The organism is Geomonas paludis, from assembly GCF_014193585.1.
Classification (GTDB): Bacteria; Desulfobacterota; Desulfuromonadia; order Geobacterales; family Geobacteraceae; genus Geomonas; species Geomonas paludis.
The window spans coordinates 1127381-1145885 of record NZ_BLXY01000001.1 but is presented as its reverse complement, the minus strand read 5'-3'; the positions used below and the strand labels follow the sequence as shown (position 1 = coordinate 1145885).

15 protein-coding genes are annotated in these 18505 nt (G+C 65.9%); 2 read left to right on the top strand and 13 right to left on the bottom strand.

Annotated features, from left to right (window positions below):
• Positions 1 to 193: 193 nt before the first annotated feature.
• The 8 genes from H7687_RS04715 to glyQ all read right to left on the bottom strand — a co-directional run bounded on the left by H7687_RS04715 (position 194) and on the right by glyQ (position 11293).
• Positions 194 to 2467, bottom strand: coding sequence for a putative bifunctional diguanylate cyclase/phosphodiesterase (locus H7687_RS04715; RefSeq protein WP_183345612.1), 2274 nt, complete (start codon positions 2465 to 2467; stop codon positions 194 to 196).
• Positions 2464 to 3288, bottom strand: a complete 825-nt coding sequence (locus H7687_RS04710) for a PstS family phosphate ABC transporter substrate-binding protein (RefSeq protein WP_183345610.1) — start codon at positions 3286 to 3288, stop codon at positions 2464 to 2466. Before H7687_RS04710 ends, H7687_RS04715 begins: the two co-directional genes overlap by 4 nt.
• Before the next feature lie 291 nt (positions 3289 to 3579).
• Positions 3580 to 4413, bottom strand: a complete 834-nt coding sequence (locus H7687_RS04705) for a PstS family phosphate ABC transporter substrate-binding protein (RefSeq protein ID WP_183345608.1) — start codon at positions 4411 to 4413, stop codon at positions 3580 to 3582.
• A 120-nt stretch (positions 4414 to 4533) separates the two neighbouring features.
• Positions 4534 to 4983: a YaaR family protein gene (locus H7687_RS04700; RefSeq protein WP_183345606.1), complete on the bottom strand. Its 450-nt coding sequence runs from the start codon at positions 4981 to 4983 to the stop codon at positions 4534 to 4536.
• Positions 4984 to 5066: 83 nt separating this feature from the next.
• A complete protein-coding gene (locus tag H7687_RS04695; RefSeq protein WP_183345604.1) occupies positions 5067 to 5267 on the bottom strand; it encodes a cold-shock protein in 201 nt (66 codons plus the stop codon).
• A gap of 167 nt (positions 5268 to 5434) precedes the next feature.
• Positions 5435 to 8170 (bottom strand): pyruvate, phosphate dikinase, encoded by a 2736-nt coding sequence (gene ppdK, locus H7687_RS04690; RefSeq protein WP_183345602.1) that lies wholly within the window; start codon positions 8168 to 8170, stop codon positions 5435 to 5437.
• 184 nt (positions 8171 to 8354) lie between these two features.
• Positions 8355 to 10418: a glycine--tRNA ligase subunit beta gene (gene glyS, locus H7687_RS04685; RefSeq protein ID WP_183345600.1), complete on the bottom strand. Its 2064-nt coding sequence runs from the start codon at positions 10416 to 10418 to the stop codon at positions 8355 to 8357.
• Positions 10418 to 11293, bottom strand: a complete 876-nt coding sequence (gene glyQ, locus H7687_RS04680) for a glycine--tRNA ligase subunit alpha (RefSeq protein ID WP_183345598.1) — start codon at positions 11291 to 11293, stop codon at positions 10418 to 10420. The genes glyS and glyQ overlap by 1 nt, the downstream gene beginning before the upstream one ends.
• Positions 11294 to 11557: 264 nt before the next feature.
• Here glyQ and merA point away from each other — a divergent pair, with 264 nt between their 5' ends.
• Both merA and H7687_RS04670 read left to right on the top strand, forming a co-directional pair.
• Positions 11558 to 12964, top strand: coding sequence for a mercury(II) reductase (merA, locus tag H7687_RS04675; protein ID WP_183345596.1), 1407 nt, complete (start codon positions 11558 to 11560; stop codon positions 12962 to 12964).
• A gap of 160 nt (positions 12965 to 13124) precedes the next feature.
• Positions 13125 to 14162, top strand: a complete 1038-nt coding sequence (locus tag H7687_RS04670) for an HD-GYP domain-containing protein (RefSeq protein ID WP_183345594.1) — start codon at positions 13125 to 13127, stop codon at positions 14160 to 14162.
• A gap of 6 nt (positions 14163 to 14168) precedes the next feature.
• On the opposite strand, the gene H7687_RS04665 is transcribed toward H7687_RS04670, so the two are convergent.
• The 5 genes from H7687_RS04665 to def form a co-directional block, all read right to left on the bottom strand.
• Positions 14169 to 15035 (bottom strand): NlpC/P60 family protein, encoded by an 867-nt coding sequence (locus H7687_RS04665; RefSeq protein ID WP_183345592.1) that lies wholly within the window; start codon positions 15033 to 15035, stop codon positions 14169 to 14171.
• Positions 15036 to 15136: 101 nt separating this feature from the next.
• The gene (locus H7687_RS04660) at positions 15137 to 16066 is read right to left on the bottom strand and encodes a polysaccharide deacetylase family protein (RefSeq protein ID WP_183345589.1); all 930 of its coding nucleotides are present in this window, start codon (positions 16064 to 16066) and stop codon (positions 15137 to 15139) included.
• Positions 16067 to 16100: 34 nt separating this feature from the next.
• On the bottom strand, positions 16101 to 16871 hold the full coding sequence (locus H7687_RS04655) for a DUF116 domain-containing protein (protein ID WP_246404581.1): 771 nt from the start codon (positions 16869 to 16871) through the stop codon (positions 16101 to 16103).
• Positions 16861 to 17817, bottom strand: coding sequence for a methionyl-tRNA formyltransferase (fmt, locus tag H7687_RS04650; RefSeq protein ID WP_183345587.1), 957 nt, complete (start codon positions 17815 to 17817; stop codon positions 16861 to 16863). The genes H7687_RS04655 and fmt overlap by 11 nt, the downstream gene beginning before the upstream one ends.
• Positions 17814 to 18332 (bottom strand): peptide deformylase, encoded by a 519-nt coding sequence (gene def, locus H7687_RS04645; protein WP_183345585.1) that lies wholly within the window; start codon positions 18330 to 18332, stop codon positions 17814 to 17816. The genes fmt and def overlap by 4 nt, the downstream gene beginning before the upstream one ends.
• Between the last annotated feature and the right edge of the window lie 173 nt (positions 18333 to 18505).

Genomic DNA, 18505 nt, shown 5'->3' with positions numbered 1-18505 from the left:
GCTGCCCCAAAGCGGAGACAACTCCAAAGGGTGCGGCTGCAAGTAGAAGGATCACTCCACCCACACGTCCACGTCCCCTCTCCCTCTGGGAGAGGGTCAGGGTGAGGGCGTTGCCAAGGGCAAAACAGCTGCACGAGCCCTCACCCGCCCTTCGGGCACCCTCTCCCAGAGGGAGAGGGACTGAGATGCAGGTTCACGCCGGCTGCGCCGGCAGCGGCGCCCCGCCGCCCCCGGCCTCCCCCCCTGCCTCACCCCGCACTCCCGTCCCGCCCGCTCCCGCACTGTCGGGGGACGCCTCCAGCCGCTCCCGCTCCGCACGCAGCACCTCGAGCAGCCGCTCCTCGCCGAGGGGGCGGTAGTAGTAGAACCCCTGCAGTTCGTCGCAGCCGCGCTGGGCCAGGTAATCGGCCTGTTCCCGTGTCTCCACCCCTTCGGCGATCACGTGCAGCTCCATGGCCTTGGCGATGCCGATGATGGCATCCACGATGGCACGCTGGTCGGGAAGCTCACAGACGTTCCTGATGAAGGCCCGGTCGATCTTCAGGTGGTCGATGGGGAAATTCTTCAGGTACTGCAGCGACGAGTAGCCGGTGCCGAAGTCGTCGATGCCGATGGAGACGTTCAACCCCTTCAGACGCCACAGCTTGCTGGCGGTCTCTTCCACGTCCTTGATCAGGCAGGTTTCGGTGAGCTCCAGCTCGAGCAGGGCGAGGTCCACGCCGGTTTGCGCCGCCGTCTCCTCGACGACCCGGCACAGTTCGCTGCGCATGAAGTGACCCCCCGAGATGTTGACGGACACCCTGAGCGGCAGACACCCCGCGTCGAGCCACTGGCGCAACTTCCCGCACGCCGTCTTCAGCACCCACTCACCCAGCGGGACGATGATGCCGGTGGCTTCCGCCAGGGGAATGAAGCAGTCCGGCATGACGCGCCCCTGTTCCGGGCTCATCCAGCGCACCAGCGCCTCTACTGCAGTGATCCTGCCGGTGCGGGCATCGACGATGGGCTGGTATTCCAGGAAGAACTCCTCCCGCTCCAGCGCCATCCAGAGCTCGAACTCGAGCTTGGTCCGCTCCTGCAGCTTCTGGTTCATCTGGGTGCTGTAGAAGCAGAACTCGACGCCCGGCTTCTTGGCGTTGTACATGGCGATGTCTGCGTTCTTGAGCAGGGTCTCCGGCGTGGTGCCGTCGTCGGGGTAGATCGAGATGCCGATGCTCGCCCCCACGTACACTTCCCGTCCGCCGACCTCGTACACCGGGGTCAGTTTCCGGAGCAGGTTCTGGGCGATGCAGGTGGCATTCTCCTCGGTGTCGAGAGTGGCCACCACCACGAACTCGTCCCCCCCAAGCCGCGCCAGGGTGTCCTTCTTGCGCACCGACCCCTTCAGGCGCCGGCCCACCTCGATCAGGATCTGGTCCCCCGCCTCGTGCCCCAAGGTGTCGTTGATCGGCTTGAAGCCGTTCAGGTCGAAGAACAGGGTCGCCATCTTGAGCCCCTCGCGCTGCGCCATGCCGATGGTCTGCTCCATCCGGTCCAGCAGCATGCGCCGGTTCAAAAGGCCGGTGAGGCTATCGTAGTAAGCGAGGTTCTCCAACTGCTCCGCGGTCCGTTTCTTCTCGGTGACGTCCTCCAGCAGGGTCGCCACCATCCCCTCCCCCATGGGGAAGGCGTTGACCGTGAAGACCCGCCCGGCCCCTTCCTGTTTCAGCTCCAGGCACAACTCGCCCTGCGCCCCCTGGAGCGCGTCCCGGACCGATGCGAAAAGCCCCCCCTGCACCTGCCGGATGCTCTTGCCGATGTCATCCCGTCCGAAGCCGAAGACCGATATGGCGGCGGGATTGATGTCCGCCAGGATCAGGTCGGCCTCCTCTTTGTCCCCGGGCACCGCCCGGTACAGCGCCAGCCCCTCGTTGAGCGACTCGTAGACCGAACGGTACTTCTCCTCGCTCTCTTGGAGACTGCGGTAGGCGTTCTCGATGGCCCGCAGCGGCACGGTGCGCAGCCGGAAGAAGGTGAAGTGCGCGGTGATCCCCCCGCCGCACAGGAGCAGCAGCGTCACCAAAAGGGTCGGCGCCAGCGAGCGGGACACCCGCAGGTCGGCGACGTGGTGCCCGGCGTCGTAGATCGGGAAGGTCTTGCTGAGCAGCGGCCTGATCAGATGGTCGGCGCTCTCGGCGATCACCTCCCCCTTGAGGCTCAGGATGCAGCGCACCTCCTTGTCGGGTGAACCGCGCCGCGACAGCAGCTCCTTAAGGCGCAGCTCCTCGAACTGCCACATATTGGGGTTGGACACGACCATGGCGCCCACCACCCGGGCGTTGATCTCCCCCTCGGTCTCCAGCACACCCGTCATACGGGAGAAGGCCATGGTGAAATAGATGGCGGAGGGGACCACCGTCAGGATTGCCGCGAGGATCCCTGCCGTGAGCGTGGTGCTGCGCCGTATGGAGTTGCTCTGCTGGATCATTTGGCTCCCGAGTAAACGAGGCCGTGCTTGGCGGCCAGGGTGCGCCCCTTGCGGGATTCGAGAAACTTGAGGAACTTCGCTACCGCCGCCCCGGCGTCCTTGCGGGTGACCAGGTACAGGGTCTTGGCGTAGGGATACTTGCCGCCGGCGAGGTTGGCCACGGTCGGCTGGACCCCGTTCAGGCGCACCACGTTGACCGCGCCCGGCTCGGAGACGGGCAGTGACAGGGACAACATCCCCAGCGCCCCCTTGGTTTTCCTGACGTTTTCGAAGGCGTCGTTGTCGGTCACCCCCAGCAGCATATCCTTGCGTCCCTGCGCCACGGTAAGGGCGCGGTCCATCTCCGGTGACATGGACCGGGTCAGCTTGCTGTCGACATCCTCGTTGGGGCGCAGCACCACCCGGACCAGCTCGCCATCGGGCCACTTCACCGTCTGCCCCGCGTACATGGCGGCGAGCTCCTTGAGGGTCAGGTTGTCGACCAGCACCTGCTTGTTGGTCACTACCACGAACGGGGTCTTGCCGTATTCCTGCAGCACCAACCCCTCCGCGCTTTCCTCGGGTTTCAGCGGCCGCCCCGACACGGCAAGGTCCAGGGCGTTCCTGGCCACGGCCTTGATGGAGGCCGAGCTCCCCAGGCTTTTCTCCAGGTCGAAGGTGACGCCTTTGTTGTCCTTGTGGAAGGCGGCTACCAACGGCTTCATGAGCACCAAGCCGCTCCCGGTGCCGTTGATCCGGATGGTTTCGGCGGACGCCGCAGTGATGGAAGCGAGGAGGGACAGGACGGTGACTACGCCCAGCAATCGGGAGGGGTTTCGCATCGGTTCTTCTCCTGTCGCAAGATGAGAGTGCCGGCGTCGCCAAACGCTACGGACACGAATGCCGGACACATCAAGGCCACTCCCGTCTTATCGGTTACTGCGCCGTCATCTTTAATGATATTCGAAGCGAGGGCGTATCCACCTACGGGGGCAAGGGGCGAGGGAGGGACTCAAGGGAGAGCAGCAGAGGCGGTCGCAAGAAGCGCCCCGGTGGGGAGGGGCCAGCACCGGCCGGGGTGGGTGCGCTGGGGCGCAAAGGTGCCGGGGGCGGGTCTGCCGCCCCCGGACAGGTCACTTGCCCCGAGTAAGCAGCAACCCGTGCTTGGTCACCATGGCGCGGGCGGTCTTGGAATTGAGAAACTGCACGAAGGCCTTCACCCCCGGCGAGGACTCCTTCCTGGTTACCACCAGGATCTTCTTGGTGTAGGGGTACTTGCCGCTGGCGACATTGGCAAGGGTGGGAGCGACCCCGTTCAGGCGGGCGACGTTGACGGCGCCGGGCTCGGAGAGGGCCATGGACAGCGGCGCGAAGCTGATGGTGCCGTCGGTCTTCTTAAGGTGATCGAAGGTCTCCTGGTCGGTGACCCCCATGAGCATGTCCGGACGTGCGTGTGCGGCGGTCACCGCGCGGTCCATCTCCGGGGAGAGGGAGCGCAGCATCGTGGTGTCGATGTCGTCCTGGGGGCGCAGCACCACGCGGATGAAGTCGCCGTTGGGCCACTTGGCACGCGTCCCGACGTAGATGGCCGCCAGTTGCTCGGTGGTGATGTCGTCGAGCTTCCTGCCGGGGTGGGTGACCACCGCGTACGGGGTCCTGCCGTACTCGAACCAGGTCAGGTCGGGGATGGCTTCATGGGGCTTGAGGGGACGCCCGGGGACGGCGATGTCCAGGGCGCCCTTGGCGATCGCCTTGAGGGCCGCGGCGCTCCCCAGGCTCTTCTGCACCTCGAAGGTGATGTCCTTGTGCTTCTTCTGGAACGCCGCGATCAGTGGCTTCATCAACGCGACCCCGCAACCGGTGCCGTTGAGCCGGATCGTTTCCGCGGCGGATGCCGGCGCGGTGGTGCACAGCAGGAGAAGAAACAGGGTCGGGATGATGCTGCGGGAAAGACGGGAACTTGACATGCTGCGCTCCTCACGGGGGATGAAAACACCGGGACCGGGACAGACACAGCGGGCTTCACTGGAGAGTCGGCCGCCGGTAACCGTATCGGCCCGACGCCCGTTCTTCTTGAGAGTTTTTCGTTACAGCAGGAAATCCACCACCAACCCCTTGATCTTGATGATCTGGGCCACGATGCGGATGTGGTCCTTTTGTTCCCGCATCACCAGGTGGTAGAGGAGATCGGCTTCCTTGTCGATGACGGCGATCACCTCGTGGCTGCGCCCGGTGACCCCGCCGCTCAGCATCTCGATGCGGTAGGCCTCGGCGGATACCTTGCGCGCCATGGTGCCGATCAGCTCCCGGAACACCTTGAAGTTGGCGATGGTCGGTTCCTGCTCAAGGACGTCCCCCGCCTTGTCGATTTCTTCCTTCAGGCGCTGCAGCTCGCCTTCGTATTCGGTGCCGGACTTGGCGATGGCGGCGAGCCGGCCGGCAAAGAGGGGTGCGCTGGCCCCGGCCACGCTCTTGGCGGGCGTTCCCTTCTCTTTCTTGGCTATGCTGCGGGGATCCGACTTTTCGTTGATACGCATGCGCTCACCGGTCGCCCTCGGGCGGGCGAAACGAAAAAGGCCCCGAACGGATTCGGGGCCGGACCAAGGCTCAGGAAAGGAAACTAGTTCTTGACCACGTTGGCGGCCTGCGGGCCCTTGGCGCCCTGGACCACGTCAAAGCTTACCGAGTCCCCCTCGGCCAGGGACTTGAAGCCGTCCCCCTGGATGGCGGAGAAGTGCACGAACACATCCGCGCCGTTCTCCTGCTCGATGAAGCCAAACCCCTTAGCGTCGTTGAACCATTTCACCACACCGTTTGCCATTACTTTTTCTCCTGTACTGCTCGTTGTCTGATGAGGGCGGCCGGTGGTCCGGCCGCCCTTCTTTTTGGCGTCTTAAAAGACGCGCTATCCGCTATTACACGTTTACATCAAGCGTGTCAAGGCTTCTCCGGCTCCCTTGCGACGCCTTGGCCGTGCCGCCTGCCGGATCAGGCGCTGGCTACGGGCTGCTGCAAGGCGTCACTGTCCTTTCCCGCTGCGGCAGATTTTGCCGGAGCGGCCGCCTGGGCATTGAGCGTGGCGTGGGCCGCGGCCAGGCGCGCGATGGGCACGCGGAACGGGGAGCAGGAGACGTAGTCGAGGCCTACCGAGTCGCAGAAGATGACCGAGGCCGGGTCGCCGCCGTGCTCGCCGCAGATGCCCAGCTTGATGCCCGGGCGGGTGGCGCGCCCCTTCTCGCACCCCATCCTGACCAGGGCGCCCACGCCGTTCTGGTCCAGGGTGACGAACGGGTCGTCCTCGAGGATGCCGTTCTCCACGTAGAAGGGGAGGAACTTGCCGGCGTCGTCCCGGGACAGGCCGAAGGTGGTCTGGGTCAGGTCGTTGGTGCCGAAGGAGAAGAAGTCGGCCTCGGTGGCGATGCTGTCGGCGGTGATGGCGGCGCGCGGCAGCTCGATCATGGTGCCGATCAGGTAGTCGACCTTGACGCCGTAGCGTTTCTGCACGTCCTCGCAGACGGCGACCGCGTTGGCGCGCATGATGGCAAGCTCCTTGGTGACCGCGACCAGCGGGATCATGATCTCCGGGACGATCTGGAAGCCTTCATCCTTCACCAGTTCGCAGGCGGCCTCCATGATGGCCTGGACCTGCATGTCGTAGATCTCGGGGAAGGTGACGCCCAGGCGGCAGCCGCGGTGGCCCAGCATCGGGTTGAACTCGTGCAGGAACTCGACCTTGTGCTTCAGGGTCTGCACGGAGACCCCCATGGTGGCGGAGAGCGCCTCGATGTCCTTGTCCTCCTGGGGGAGGAACTCGTGCAGCGGCGGGTCGAGCAGGCGAATGGTCACCGGCAGCCCCTTCATCTCGCGGAAGAGCCCCTTGAAGTCACCCTTCTGCATGGGGAGGATCTTGGCCAGCGCCTTCTTCCTCCCCTCGAGGTCCGCGGAAAGGATCATCTCGCGCACCGCGGCGATGCGGTCCGCCTCGAAGAACATGTGCTCGGTGCGGCACAGGCCGATGCCCTCGGCGCCGAAGTCGCGCGCGGTCTTGGCGTCGTGCGGGGTGTCGGCGTTGGCGCGGACCTTCATGCGGCGGAACTTGTCCACCCAGGCCATGACGGTGGCGAAGTCGCCCCCTACGCCGGCCGCGACCATGGGCACTGCGCCCTTCATCACCTCGCCGGTGGAGCCGTCCAGGGTGATCACGTCACCCTTCTTGATCACGGTGCCGTCCTTGGCCACGAACTGGCCGCCGTGGTAGTCGACCTTGATGTCGCCGCAGCCGGCCACGCAGCACTTGCCCATGCCGCGGGCGACCACCGCCGCGTGCGAGGTCATGCCGCCGCGGGCGGTGAGGATGCCCTGGGCGGCGTGCATGCCGTGGATGTCCTCAGGGGAGGTCTCCACGCGCACCAGGATCACCTTGTGGCCCAGTTTCGCTGCGCTCTCCGCCTCGTCGGCGGTGAACACCACCTCGCCGGAAGCGGCGCCCGGCGAGGCCGGCAGCCCCTTGGCGATGACGGTACGGGGCGCCTTGGGGTCGAGGGAGGGGTGCAAGAGCTGGTCGAGCTGGGAGGGGGCCACGCGCAGCACCGCGGTCTTCTCGTCGATGAGCTTCTCGGCCACCATGTCCACGGCGATCTTCAGGGCCGCCTTCGCGGTCCTCTTGCCGCTTCTGCACTGCAGCATGTAGAGGATCCCCTTCTCGATGGTGAACTCGATGTCCTGCATGTCCTTGTAGTGGCGCTCCAGGATGTCGCGGATCCCTACCAGCTGCTGGTAGCACTCGGGGAGCACCTCCTCCATGGAGGGGAGGTCGCCCGGCTTGTACTTGGCGCGGTTGATCGGCTGCGGGGTGCGGATGCCGGCCACGACGTCCTCGCCCTGGGCGTTGACCAGGTACTCGCCGTAGAAGTAGTCCTCGCCGGTGGAGGGGTCGCGGGTGAAGGCGACGCCGGTGGCGCAGTCATCCCCCATGTTGCCGAACACCATGGACTGGACGTTGACGGCGGTGCCCCACTCGGCCGGTATGTTGTTGAGCTTTCTGTAGGTGATGGCGCGCTGGTTCATCCAGGAGCCGAACACGGCGCCGATGGCGCCCCAGAGCTGCTCTTTGGGATCTTCCGGGAAATCGACGCCCAGGGTCGCCTTGATCTTGGCCTTGAACTCGCCGACCAGTTCCTTCCAGTCGGAAGCCTTCAGGTCGGTGTCCAGGTGCACGCCGCGCGCCTCTTTCTTGCGCTCCAGGAGGTGCTCCAGCTCGTCCTTGTGCATCCCCATGACCACGTCGGAGTACATCTGCACGAAACGACGGTAGGCGTCGTAGGCGAAGCGCTCGTCGCCGGACTGGGCGATGATCCCCTGCACCGTGGTGTCGTTGAGGCCCAGGTTGAGGATGGTGTCCATCATGCCCGGCATGGAGGCGCGGGCGCCGGAGCGGACCGAGACCAGGAGGGGGTTCGCGGCGTCGCCGAACTTCTTGCCCATGAGCCCCTCGACGCGGGCCAGGTTGGCCTCGACCTCGGCGGCCAGCGCGGCGGGGTACTGCTGGTTGTTCTTGTAGTACTCGGTGCAGACCTCCGTGGTGATGGTGAAGCCGGCCGGAACCGGAAGACCGATGGCGGTCATCTCGGCCAGGTTGGCCCCCTTGCCCCCCAGAAGTTCCTTCATTTTGGCGTTGCCGTCAGCCTTGCCGGCGCCAAAAAAGTAGACGTACTGCGTTCCCATGTGCACCCTCCTTAGACGTTGTTAATTAATATCGAGCTTAAAGTATACACATAATCCGAAAAAGGCAACAGCCGCCGGGAGTTGCACCCGGACGGCTGTTTACGTGAGCGTCAGAAAAATCGTTGTGCTGCTGCGTCGGCCTGCTCCAGGGTGCTGCATCCCGGGTTCAGCTGTCGCAGTCTTTTCATGCCGATAACCTCGCGAAGTCGGCCAGGCTGCCGAAGAGCCGCGCGATGGAAGTCAGAAGCGCCAGGCGGTTCTGACGCACCTTTTCGTCCTCCGCCATGACCATGACCTTGTCGAAGAAGGCGTCGACGCTGGGCTTCAGGGTGGCGATCTCGGTGAGGGCGGCCAGGTAGTCGGCGCCGGAGAGGGCCGCGTCCACCTTCTGCTTCACCTGCTGCTGCGCCTCGTAGAGCGCCCCCTCGGCCGGTTCCTGGAACAGAGCAGCCGCGACCGGGGTGTCCACCCCTTCCTTGACGATGTTGCCCACGCGCTTGAAGGCGCCGGCAAGGGCGGCGAAGTCGTCGCGCTTCCTGAACTCGGCCAGGGCCTGGATCTTGGCGGCCGCCTCGACCAGGTCGTCGAAGGAAACCGAGACCACGGCATCCACCACGTCGGAGGGGTAGCGGTCCGCCATCAGGTTCACGAAACGGCCGCGGAAGAAGTCGAGCACGTCCTGGTACACCTGCTCCACCGGGCGGGTCGCCTTGCCGGCCAGCAGGTCCAGGGAGGACTTGATCAGCCCGGAAAGGGGCTCGCGGTACTTCTTGTCCAGGATGATGTTGATGATCCCCAGGGCCGAGCGGCGCAGGGCGTAGGGGTCGGCGGAACCGGTGGGGATGAGCCCCACGCTGAAGCAGCCGCAGATGGTGTCGGTCTTGTCCGCCAGCGAGACGAAGGCGCCGATGTCGGAGGCGGGGAGCTCGCCACCGGCCTGGGTGGGGAGGTAGTGCTCGGCGATGGCGTTGGCGACCGCCGCATCCTCGCCGTCATGCAGGGCGTACTCGCGCCCCATGATCCCCTGCACCTCGGGGAACTCGCCCACCATGCCGGAGACCAGGTCCGCCTTGCACAGGGTGGCGGCGCGGGCGGCCTTGTCGGCGACGGCCGGGTTGTGGCGCTGCGCCAGCCCCTTGGCCAGTTCGCGGAAACGCTCCATCTTCTCGTAGGAGGTGCCGAGCTTCGCCTGGTAGACCACGCTTTTGAGGCTCTCCACGCGGGACTCGAGCTTCACCTTGTGGTCCTCGTCGAAGAAGAAGCGGGCGTCGGAGAGGCGGGCACGCAGCACGCGCTCGTTCCCCTTGACCACCACCTGCGGGTCCTCGGTCAGGGTGTTGTTGATGGTGATGAAGCCGGGCAGCAGTTTGCCCTGGTCGTCCACCAGGGAGAAGTAGCGCTGGTGCTCGCGCATCGAGGTGATCAGGACCTCGCGCGGCACCACCAGGAAGTCGGGCGAGAAGGTGCCGTGCACCGCGGAGGGGTACTCGACCAGGAAGGAGACCTGCTCGAGGAGCGCCTCGTCGGGGAGCACGTTCCCCTTGGCCTGGCGGGCGACCCGGTCGATCTCCTGGCGGATGATGGCCTTCCTCTTCTCGGGGTCCGGAATGACGAAGTGGCGCTCGCACTCCTCCAGGTAGTGGGGCAGGTCGCGCACCGGGAAGGTGGTGTTGGCCATGAAGCGGTGGCCGCGCGAGGCGGAGCCGCTCTCGATGTTGCCGAAGGCGAAGGGGACCACGGTGCCGCCGTAGAGCGCCACGATCCAGTGGATGGGGCGGGCGAAGCGGACGTCGAAGTCGGCCCAGCGCATGGACTTCTTGAAGGGTATGTTGCCGATCAGGCGCGGCAGCATCTCGGGGAGGAGTTCGGCGGTGTCACGCCCGATCTCGCTCTTCACCGCGGCCAGGTACTCGCCCTTCGGGGTGATGACCACCTTCAGGTCGGCCACCTCGACCCCCTGGCCGCGGGCGAAGCCCTGGGCGGCCTTGGTCGGGTTGCCGTCGGCGTCGTAGGCGGCGCTCTTGGCCGGCCCCATGGCGGTCAGCTCCGCGTCGGGCTGGCGCTCGGCCATCCCTTTCACCGCCAGCACCAGGCGGCGCGGGGTCCCCAGCGTCACGATCTCGCCGAACTCGATGCGGGCCGTCTCCAGCTCGCGCTTCATGAGGGCTTCCATGTCGGCCATCGCCTTGGGGACGAAGCCGGCCGGAATCTCCTCGCAACCTATCTCAAGGAAAAGATCCTTGGCCATTAGCGACCTCCTTTCAGGAGCGGGAAGCCGAGCCGCTCGCGCATCTGCAGGTACCCTTCCGCGCACAGGCGCGCCACGTTCCTGACCTTGCCGATGTAGGAGGCGCGCTCGGTGACCGAGATGGCGCCGCGGGCATCCAGGAGGTTGAAGGTGTGGGAGCATTTCATGACGTAGTCGTAGGCCGGCAGCACCAGCCCCTTCTCGACCAGGCGGATACACTCCTTCTCGTACATCTTGAAGAGGGTGAGCAGCATGTCGACGTCAGCCTCCTCGAAGTTGTAGGTGGAGAACTCGACCTCGCTCTCGTGGTGGATGTCGCCGTACTTGACCCCCTTGACCCACTCCAGGTCGTAGACGTTGTCCACCCCCTGCAGGTACATGGCGATCCTCTCGCAGCCGTAGGTGATCTCGGCGGAGACCGGTTTCAGGTCGATGCCGCCGGCCTGCTGGAAGTAGGTGAACTGGGTGATCTCCATGCCGTCCAGCCAAACCTCCCAACCGAGGCCCCAGGCCCCCAGGGTCGGGGATTCCCAGTCGTCCTCGACGAAGCGGATGTCGTGCTTGTTCGGGTCGATGCCGAAGGCGCGCAGTGAGTCGAGGTAGAGGTCCAGGATGTTCATGGGCGAGGGCTTCATGATCACCTGGAACTGGTAGTAGTGCTGCAGGCGGTTCGGGTTCTCGCCGTAGCGCCCGTCGGTGGGGCGCCTCGACGGCTCCACGTAGGCCACTTTCCACGGCTCGGGCCCGAGCACGCGCAGGAAGGTGGCCGGGTTGAAGGTTCCCGCCCCTTTTTCCGTATCATAGGGTTGCTGGATTACGCACCCCTGTCCCGCCCAATACCCCTGCAGGGAGAGGATCAGATCCTGAAATGTCAACACGCCGCCTCCGATCAAATCGTTATTTCAAGTGGTGCAGCTTTTGGAATAAAAAAGTTTACTGTATCCAAACAGTTAGGCTCGCCAGATTACAACAGCGCACACGGCGCTGTCAAGGAATATCACCCGGAAAAACGGGAAAAACCGGCGCGCCCGCGGGGACTCGCGCAAGGGGCGCCGGGACGGCCGCACGGAAATCTCGGGTGAATTCTTCTGTTTACCGCCCGCCCCCGGAACGGTAAACTTAGCGAAGGGGTGATTCACATGAGTATGACCGGGGAGATCGTCATATTAGGATCGGGTTCCACCGCCTTCGCAGCGGCGCTCAGGGCCAAGGAGCGGGGGGCGCGCTCCATCATGATCGAGCGCAGCGTCCTGGGGGGGACCTGCATCAACTGGGGCTGCATCCCGTCCAAGACCCTGATCCACTGCGCCCTGTTCCGGCACGAGGCCGAACTGGGCCAGCGGCTGGGGCTCGGGGTCAGGCGCGACGGCGTCGACTACGGCACCCTGGACGGACACAAGTTCGCGGTGGTGCAGGAACTGAGGCAGAAGAAATACCTGGACGTGCTGGAGCAGCTCCCCGAACTGTCGCTCATCAAGGGGAAGGCGGTGTTCGTTGCCCCCGGCAAGGTGCAGGTGGAGGACCAGGTCATCGAAAGCGACCGCATCCTCATCGCCACCGGCGGCCACCCCCGCGTCCCCAAGATCCCCGGCCTGGAGCATACCCCGCACCTGACCAGCAAGAGCGCGCTCCTGTTGAAGGCCCTGCCGGAATCGCTCACGGTCATCGGTGGCGGCGTCATCGCCCTGGAGCTCGGGCAGATGTTCCATCGGCTCGGGGTCCCGGTCACGGTCCTGGAGCACGGCCCGCGCGTGCTGCCGTCCGTGGAGCCGGAGCCGGCGCTGGCGCTGCAGCGTGTACTCGAGACAGAGGGGATGCAGGTGGTGGTGGGAGCCGCGGTCTGCTCGGTGGCCCGCGACGGGGACGGGGTCCGCGTCGAGGCGCTCATCGACGGCGAGCCGCGCCACTTCTTCTCGCAGCAGTTGCTACTGGCGGTGGGGACCGCCCCCGCCACCGAAGGGATCGGCCTGGAGCGGGCCGGGGTGGAAGTGGACGGGCGCGGCTTCATCAAGGTGGACGGCGAGATGCGCACCACCGCCCCCGGCATCTGGGCGGCCGGCGACGTCACCGGCGGCATGCAGATCGCCACGGTGGGGGCGCGCGAGGGGATCGCCGCGGTGGACAACATGCTGGAGACCGGGTGCCACTGCCAGCTCGACTACCAGACCCTCCCCATGGCCATCTTCACCGACCCCGAAGTGGCCATGGTGGGCTACGGCGAGGAAGCGGCGCGGCTGGCGGGCTTCGACGTCGAGAGCCACACCATAGCCGCCTCCGCCATCCCCAAGGCCCACGTCACCGGCGCGCTGGACGGCGCGGTGAAGATCGTGGCCGACCGGGTCACCGACCGCATCTTAGGCGTCCACCTCTGCCTGCATCGCGGCGCCGACATCATCAACGAGGCCGCACTCGCCATCCGCTGCCGCATGACCGTCGCCGAGCTCGCCGACACCCTGCACGTCTACCCCTCCATGGGCGAAGGGCTGCGCCTGTGCGCCCAGGCCTTCAACCGCGACCTCACCCAGCTCTCCTGCTGCGCCGAATAACGGGGTGAAACCACCATCGCCCGCACCTTTACCGCAACATTAGAATTGACAATTAATTCATGAAGGAATACGATGCACGGCGTTCGGTGCCGCACCTGCGCGGCCGACGTGCCAGGGCATGCTTTTTTTGCAATGAAGTTTATGAGCGAGGGGAAATACGATGGCGGCTGAAGTTCTTTTCGTGGATGACAACAAGCTGATCTTGCAAGCCTCCGTCGACCTGTTCCGGTCGCAGGGGATCGACCTGCTCACCGCCACCAACGCGGCCGAAGCCCTGGAGCTGTTCCGACACCACGAGATAGCCGTGGTGGTCTCCGACAACCGGATGCCCGGAATGTCCGGGCTCGACTTTCTCTCCGAGCTGCGCCGGCTCTCACCGGACACCGTCAAGGTGCTCATCTCCGCCTACGTCGACCTCGCCACGGCACTTGCCGCCATCAACAACTCCGAGGTTTTCCGCTATCTGTTGAAACCGTGGAAACAGCAGGAAATCCTGGACGTGGTGCAGGAGGGGCTGCGACGCTACCAGACCGTGCAGGCCATGAGGCGTGAGGACGAGGCGGTGCTGCGCTCCCTGGCCCAGACCATCGAGCTCAAGGACCCCAACACCAAGGGGCATTGCGACCGGGTGGCGGTCTACGCCCTGCTCATCGCCGAGGCGATGGGACTGCCCAAGGAGACCCTGCGCCAGATCAAGTATGGCAGCTGGCTGCACGACTGCGGCAAAATCGGCATCTCCGAGGTGATCCTCAACGGCAGCGGCCGCCTCAACGAGGACGAGTTCAAGACCATGAAGCTGCACACCGACTGGGGCGCGGACCTGGCGGAAAAGGCGCGGCTTTCCGAGGTGGCCAAGAACATCATCCGTCACCACCACGAGAAATTTGACGGGACCGGCTATCCCCTGGGGCTCAAGGGGGAAGCGATCCCGCTGGAAGCGCGCATCGTCGCGGTAGCCGACATCTACGACGCACTCACCACCGACCGCTCCTACCGCGGCAGGTTCCTCGAGAGCGAGGCCCGGGAGATGGTGCGCTCGATGAGCGGCGCAGCGCTCGACCCCAGCATCCTCGAGGTCTTCCTGCAGGTGGTCCCGGCAGGCCCCCTTCCCTCTTCCGAAGAGGTCCTGGGCGAGGTAACGCCGCGCGAAGCGGACGGCAAGCGCCCCAACCTCACCCTGGTGCGCGCCCAGGCCTAGGGCGCCTCACCGCTCCCCGGCGGGGAACCACCGCCGCACCACGAAACTCCCGGCCCCGGCGCTCCCCTTCGGGAAGCTGTCCGCGGGCTTTCTCGTTTTCATGATCTGCCGGACCAGCTCGAGCTTCGGCGTGATCATCACCCCGCTGTGCTTCCCGCCGCACCCCATCCTGCTTTCGATGATGGAATCGCCATCCAGCACCACCATCACGTGTCCGTTCCAGACCAGGAGGTCCAACGGCTTGAGCTTCCCCGCGATCGCCTCGGCGGAAAGTCCCGCCACGGGGACCGCCTGGCCGTAGCCGGTCAGGGTCGAGGTGTTCCTGGGTGTGAAGCCGTCGGTCGCCTGGTACAGGAGTCCGGAGCAGTCCACGCCCGCGAGCGGGTCGCCCTGCGGGTAGTACCTGCGCAGCAGCGGAACGCCGTCCTTGACGTTGCCCCCCCAGACGTACGGTTTGCCCAGCGCCGCCAAAAGTCGTTTCTGGATCTCTGCCTGTTCCGGCAGGTGCGGGCGGCGTTCCCGGGCGGCCGGGCCGGCTGGCTCGACGAAACGGGCGTCCACGAACAACCCGGTTTTGGAGGGATAGGGGTAATCGTTGCTGGTCACCCGCAGCACCTTGACGCCGTTTTGCTCCTGCTCCCCCTCCACGGTGAAGAGGGTGCCCGGCAGGGCGATGAACTCGATCGGGCGCACCCCGCGGCAGGGGTCGAGCTGCACCTTGCCGCTGAAGCTGCCGGCGAAATCGGGGGTATTGAGGACCGGGGCGTAGGAGGCGGCGACCACCTGCCCGGGTGAGGCGCCGGAGGCGGTACGGCTGGAGACGGGGATGGCGACCAGGCTGAGGGCTATGACGGCAAGGAGAAGAGTCTTCATGACCTACCTCGTGACAGGACCGGCGGGAGCGGCTCAGGTCCTAAGCCCGGCCGGCGGAAGCGCGGCGGATGCCGCAGGTTGTGGCGCGGACGAAACCGCGATCAGTCGGCGAAGGCAGCCGGAAGGGGCAGCAGGCGCACCGCCGTCCCCTTTAACAGCGGCAGGGCGAGCTTGATCCCCTTGGGCTCGTTGCCGTTGCCGTGCACCAGGATGAAGCTGCCGCGCCGCGGCTGCTCCCCCTTGGCGAGCCAGGCGTCGGCGCCGATCGGGACCAGGGACAACTCGGCCAGCAGGTTCATGGCGGCGGCGCCGGAGACAAGCCCGGGAAAGCGGAAAAACGGTGACGGGACCAGGCCGCGCGCGAGCAGTTCCTGCTCCAGCTGCAGCACCTCGGAACGGAGGTCGGTCCCCGGCGCCAGCAGGAAGTTCTCGGACAGGGGGACCTTGGGGTCGTAGTGGTGGTGCCAGGAGTGGTTCACCCAGGTCACCGCCAGCCTCCCCGCCGCCACCTCCCCTTTCAGGTAGGCGACCTCCTCCGGATGGGTCTCCAGCCAGAGCCCGGTCACCATCACGGCCACGGGCACCGCCGCCCCCCGGCACAGCGTCTCCGCTGCCTCGAAGAGCTCCCGCTCGAAGGGGCGTTTCGAGGGGCAGAGATCGACGGTGAGGAAGAATCCGTCGGCAGCGGTTTCGGCGCGGGTGGCGCCGCCGTTTTGCAGCCGGTACGGGGGAGCGGTGTGGCGCTTGACGGCGCGCCCCAGCCGGGTGGCGTAGAAGCCCGCCTCCCCCTCCCTTCTGGGGACCAGGTCCGCCGCCGGCAGGTCGAAGCTCTGCAGCGTGGCGGGGTCCACCACCAGCCGGTGCGGCACCCCCTCCTCCATGAAGCTCCTGATGGCCCACAGCGCCCTCCCGGAGCGGTCCGCGACCGGCTCGCGCAGGGCGCGGTAGTCGGTGATGTGCCCGGCGTGGGCAGTGTGGGGCGCGGCGGTAAGCAGCGGCAGGATCAGGAGCAGGAAGTAGAAAAGACGCATGGCGGACTCTGCGGCTGGAGGTCCGGCGCGGCGGCTAGGCCAGCACCGAGCGGAGCGCGGCGTCGATCTTGTCGACGTCGACGCGGGTGTTGAAGCAGGGGCCGAAGGGGCGGTCGTTGAGCACCCCGATCACCGGGAGGGGGTAGCAGTCCTTGATGCCGGAGGTGAGGTCACGCTCGCAGGCGACGGCCAGGACCAGCTTGGGGCGCTTCTCGATGATCACCTTGCGCGCCAGGGTGCCGCCGGTCGCCACCGAGATGTCGACCTTATACTTGCGGGCCAGGTCGGCGAGCCCCATGATGTCGCAGCGGCCGCAGCGCAGGCACTTGTCGATCTCGCCGGTCACCTTGATCTCGCACTCGGCCAGTTGCAGGCAGTGGGGAAGCAGGATCAGGATCCGATCGGCGTTGATCTTCAGGCGCTGCGAGACCACCAGGGAGTTGTTCATGGCCACGAAGGACTGGCGGATGGTGTCCTTGGAGATGCCGCACAGCTTGCCGATCTGTTCGATGAGCGGGAGCAGGAACTTGATCACCACGCCGCGCATGAACTTCGTGCCGAGGATGTCCTTGCCCAGCGCGGTGGTGAGCACCAACAGGGCGGTGCCGAGCACCGCTATGCCGGAGAGGACGGCGAAGAGCATCCCCACCACGCGCGGCAGGTCCGGGTGGATGTTGGCCAGCCCCATGGTCGGGATGTACCACCCCAGGTAGATGAGCCCCACCACCAACAGGCAGGTCACCCCCATCAGGGCCACGAAGAGCCGCTTCTGGGGCGGCTTCTGGTAGGCCCCCTTATGCCCCAACGGCGCCGTCCTTTTTGCCCAGCAGCGCGCCTGCCGGCACCTTGTAGCCGGCCAGGAAATCGCCGGCGGCCATGCGCTTCTTCCCTTCCAGCTGCAGTTCGCGGATGAGGAGGCTCCCCTCGCCGCAGGCGACCTCGATGCCGTCGCGGCCGGCCGCGACCACCTCGCCCGGGTTACCCGCACCGGCGGCGGTCTGCACCTTGTACACCTTGAGCAGCTTGTCGTCGAGGAAGCTGAAGGCGCCGGGCCACGGGGTCATGCCGCGCACCTGGTTCTTGATGTCCTGGGCGCTCCTGGTCCAGTCGATGAGGCCGTCTTCCTTCTTCATCATCGGGGCGTAGCAGGTGAGCGCGTCGTCCTGTTTCTCCGGGGTCAGCTCCCCGGCCACCAGGCGGTCCAGGGTCTGGGCCAAAAGCTCGGCGCCCAGCTGCGACATGCGGTCGTGCAGGCTCTGGGTGTCCTCGTCCGGGTCGATGGGGGTCGCGCTCTTGAGCAGCATGTCGCCGGTGTCCAGCCCCACGTCCATCATCATGGTGGTCACCCCAGTCTCGGTCTCGCCGTTGATGATGCACCAGTTGAGCGGCGCGGCGCCGCGGTAACGCGGCAGCAGCGAGGCGTGCACGTTGATGCAGCCGTGTTTGGGGATGTCCAGAAGGGCCTTGGGCAGGATCTGGCCGAAGGCGATGACCACGATCAGGTCCGGCTCCAGGGCGCGGATCTGTTCGATCGACTCGGGCAGGCGCACCTTGACCGGCTGCAGCACCGGGATGCCGTGCTGTTCGGCCAGCACCTTCACCGGCGGCGGCAGGGTCTGCTGCCCCCTCCCCTTGGGACGGTCGGGCTGGGTGACCACGGCCACCACGTTTTCACCGCGTTCGATCAGGGTGCGCAGGGTCGGGCAGGCGAATTCGGGAGTTCCCATGAAGATGATGCGCAAACCGGTCATCGATGTTGCTCCTTTGCCTCTTCCTGGGCGCGCTGGTAGCGCTTGCGGAAGATCCCCTTCTTGAGCGGGGAGAGGTGGTCTATGAAGAGGACGCCGTCCAGGTGGTCGATCTCGTGCTGGAAGGCAATGGCCAACAGGTCGTCGGCGCGGATCACCACCTCCTCGCCGTCGAGGTTGAGCATCTTCACCACCACGCGGGCGTGGCGCCGCACGTTGGCGGAGAACTTGGGCACCGACAGGCACCCCTCCTCCTCGTACGCCTCGCCTTCGGCGTGGACGATCTCCGGGTTGATGGCGACGATCAGCTCGGGGTTCTCGTCCTGGCCCGAGACGTCGATCACCACGACGCGCTGGTGCACCCCGATCTGCGGGGCGGCCAGGCCGACGCCGGGGGCATCGTACATGGTTTCGGCCATGTCCCGCACCAGTTCGCGGGTCTTGTCAGTGATCACGGTAACCGGCAGGGAGCGCTTCTTCAGCTCCGGGTCCGGATAGGTCAGTATTTTTCGTACCATAAGTCCTTCCTTTGGCTTTAGGGCTATCCGGGTCACTATACTAAAGGTATTAGGGAAAAATCAACGACATACTCATGAGGGAGGGAGGGCTCCCGGCGCACCGGCCGGCGCCGCCGCGAGTCAAAATTCCGCCGCCGCAGGGGCCAAAGTCAAAAATACGACGGTCAAAAAAG

Bases quoted from the DNA above. Each gene is read 5' to 3' on its own strand.
- H7687_RS04705 (WP_183345608.1), bottom strand. From the start codon at position 4,413: ATGTCAAGTTCCCGTCTTTCCCGCAGCATCATCCCGACCCTGTTTCTT.
- fmt (WP_183345587.1), bottom strand. From the start codon at position 17,817: ATGACCGGTTTGCGCATCATCTTCATGGGAACTCCCGAATTCGCCTGC.
- H7687_RS04695 (WP_183345604.1), bottom strand. From the start codon at position 5,267: ATGGCAAACGGTGTGGTGAAATGGTTCAACGACGCTAAGGGGTTTGGC.
- H7687_RS04710 (WP_183345610.1), bottom strand. From the start codon at position 3,288: ATGCGAAACCCCTCCCGATTGCTGGGCGTAGTCACCGTCCTGTCCCTC.
- H7687_RS04715 (WP_183345612.1), bottom strand. From the start codon at position 2,467: ATGATCCAGCAGAGCAACTCCATACGGCGCAGCACCACGCTCACGGCA.
- merA (WP_183345596.1), top strand. From the start codon at position 11,558: ATGAGTATGACCGGGGAGATCGTCATATTAGGATCGGGTTCCACCGCC.
- glyS (WP_183345600.1), bottom strand. From the start codon at position 10,418: ATGGCCAAGGATCTTTTCCTTGAGATAGGTTGCGAGGAGATTCCGGCC.
- H7687_RS04670 (WP_183345594.1), top strand. From the start codon at position 13,125: ATGGCGGCTGAAGTTCTTTTCGTGGATGACAACAAGCTGATCTTGCAA.
- ppdK (WP_183345602.1), bottom strand. From the start codon at position 8,170: ATGGGAACGCAGTACGTCTACTTTTTTGGCGCCGGCAAGGCTGACGGC.
- H7687_RS04660 (WP_183345589.1), bottom strand. From the start codon at position 16,066: ATGCGTCTTTTCTACTTCCTGCTCCTGATCCTGCCGCTGCTTACCGCC.
- H7687_RS04700 (WP_183345606.1), bottom strand. From the start codon at position 4,983: ATGCGTATCAACGAAAAGTCGGATCCCCGCAGCATAGCCAAGAAAGAG.
- H7687_RS04665 (WP_183345592.1), bottom strand. From the start codon at position 15,035: ATGAAGACTCTTCTCCTTGCCGTCATAGCCCTCAGCCTGGTCGCCATC.
- def (WP_183345585.1), bottom strand. From the start codon at position 18,332: ATGGTACGAAAAATACTGACCTATCCGGACCCGGAGCTGAAGAAGCGC.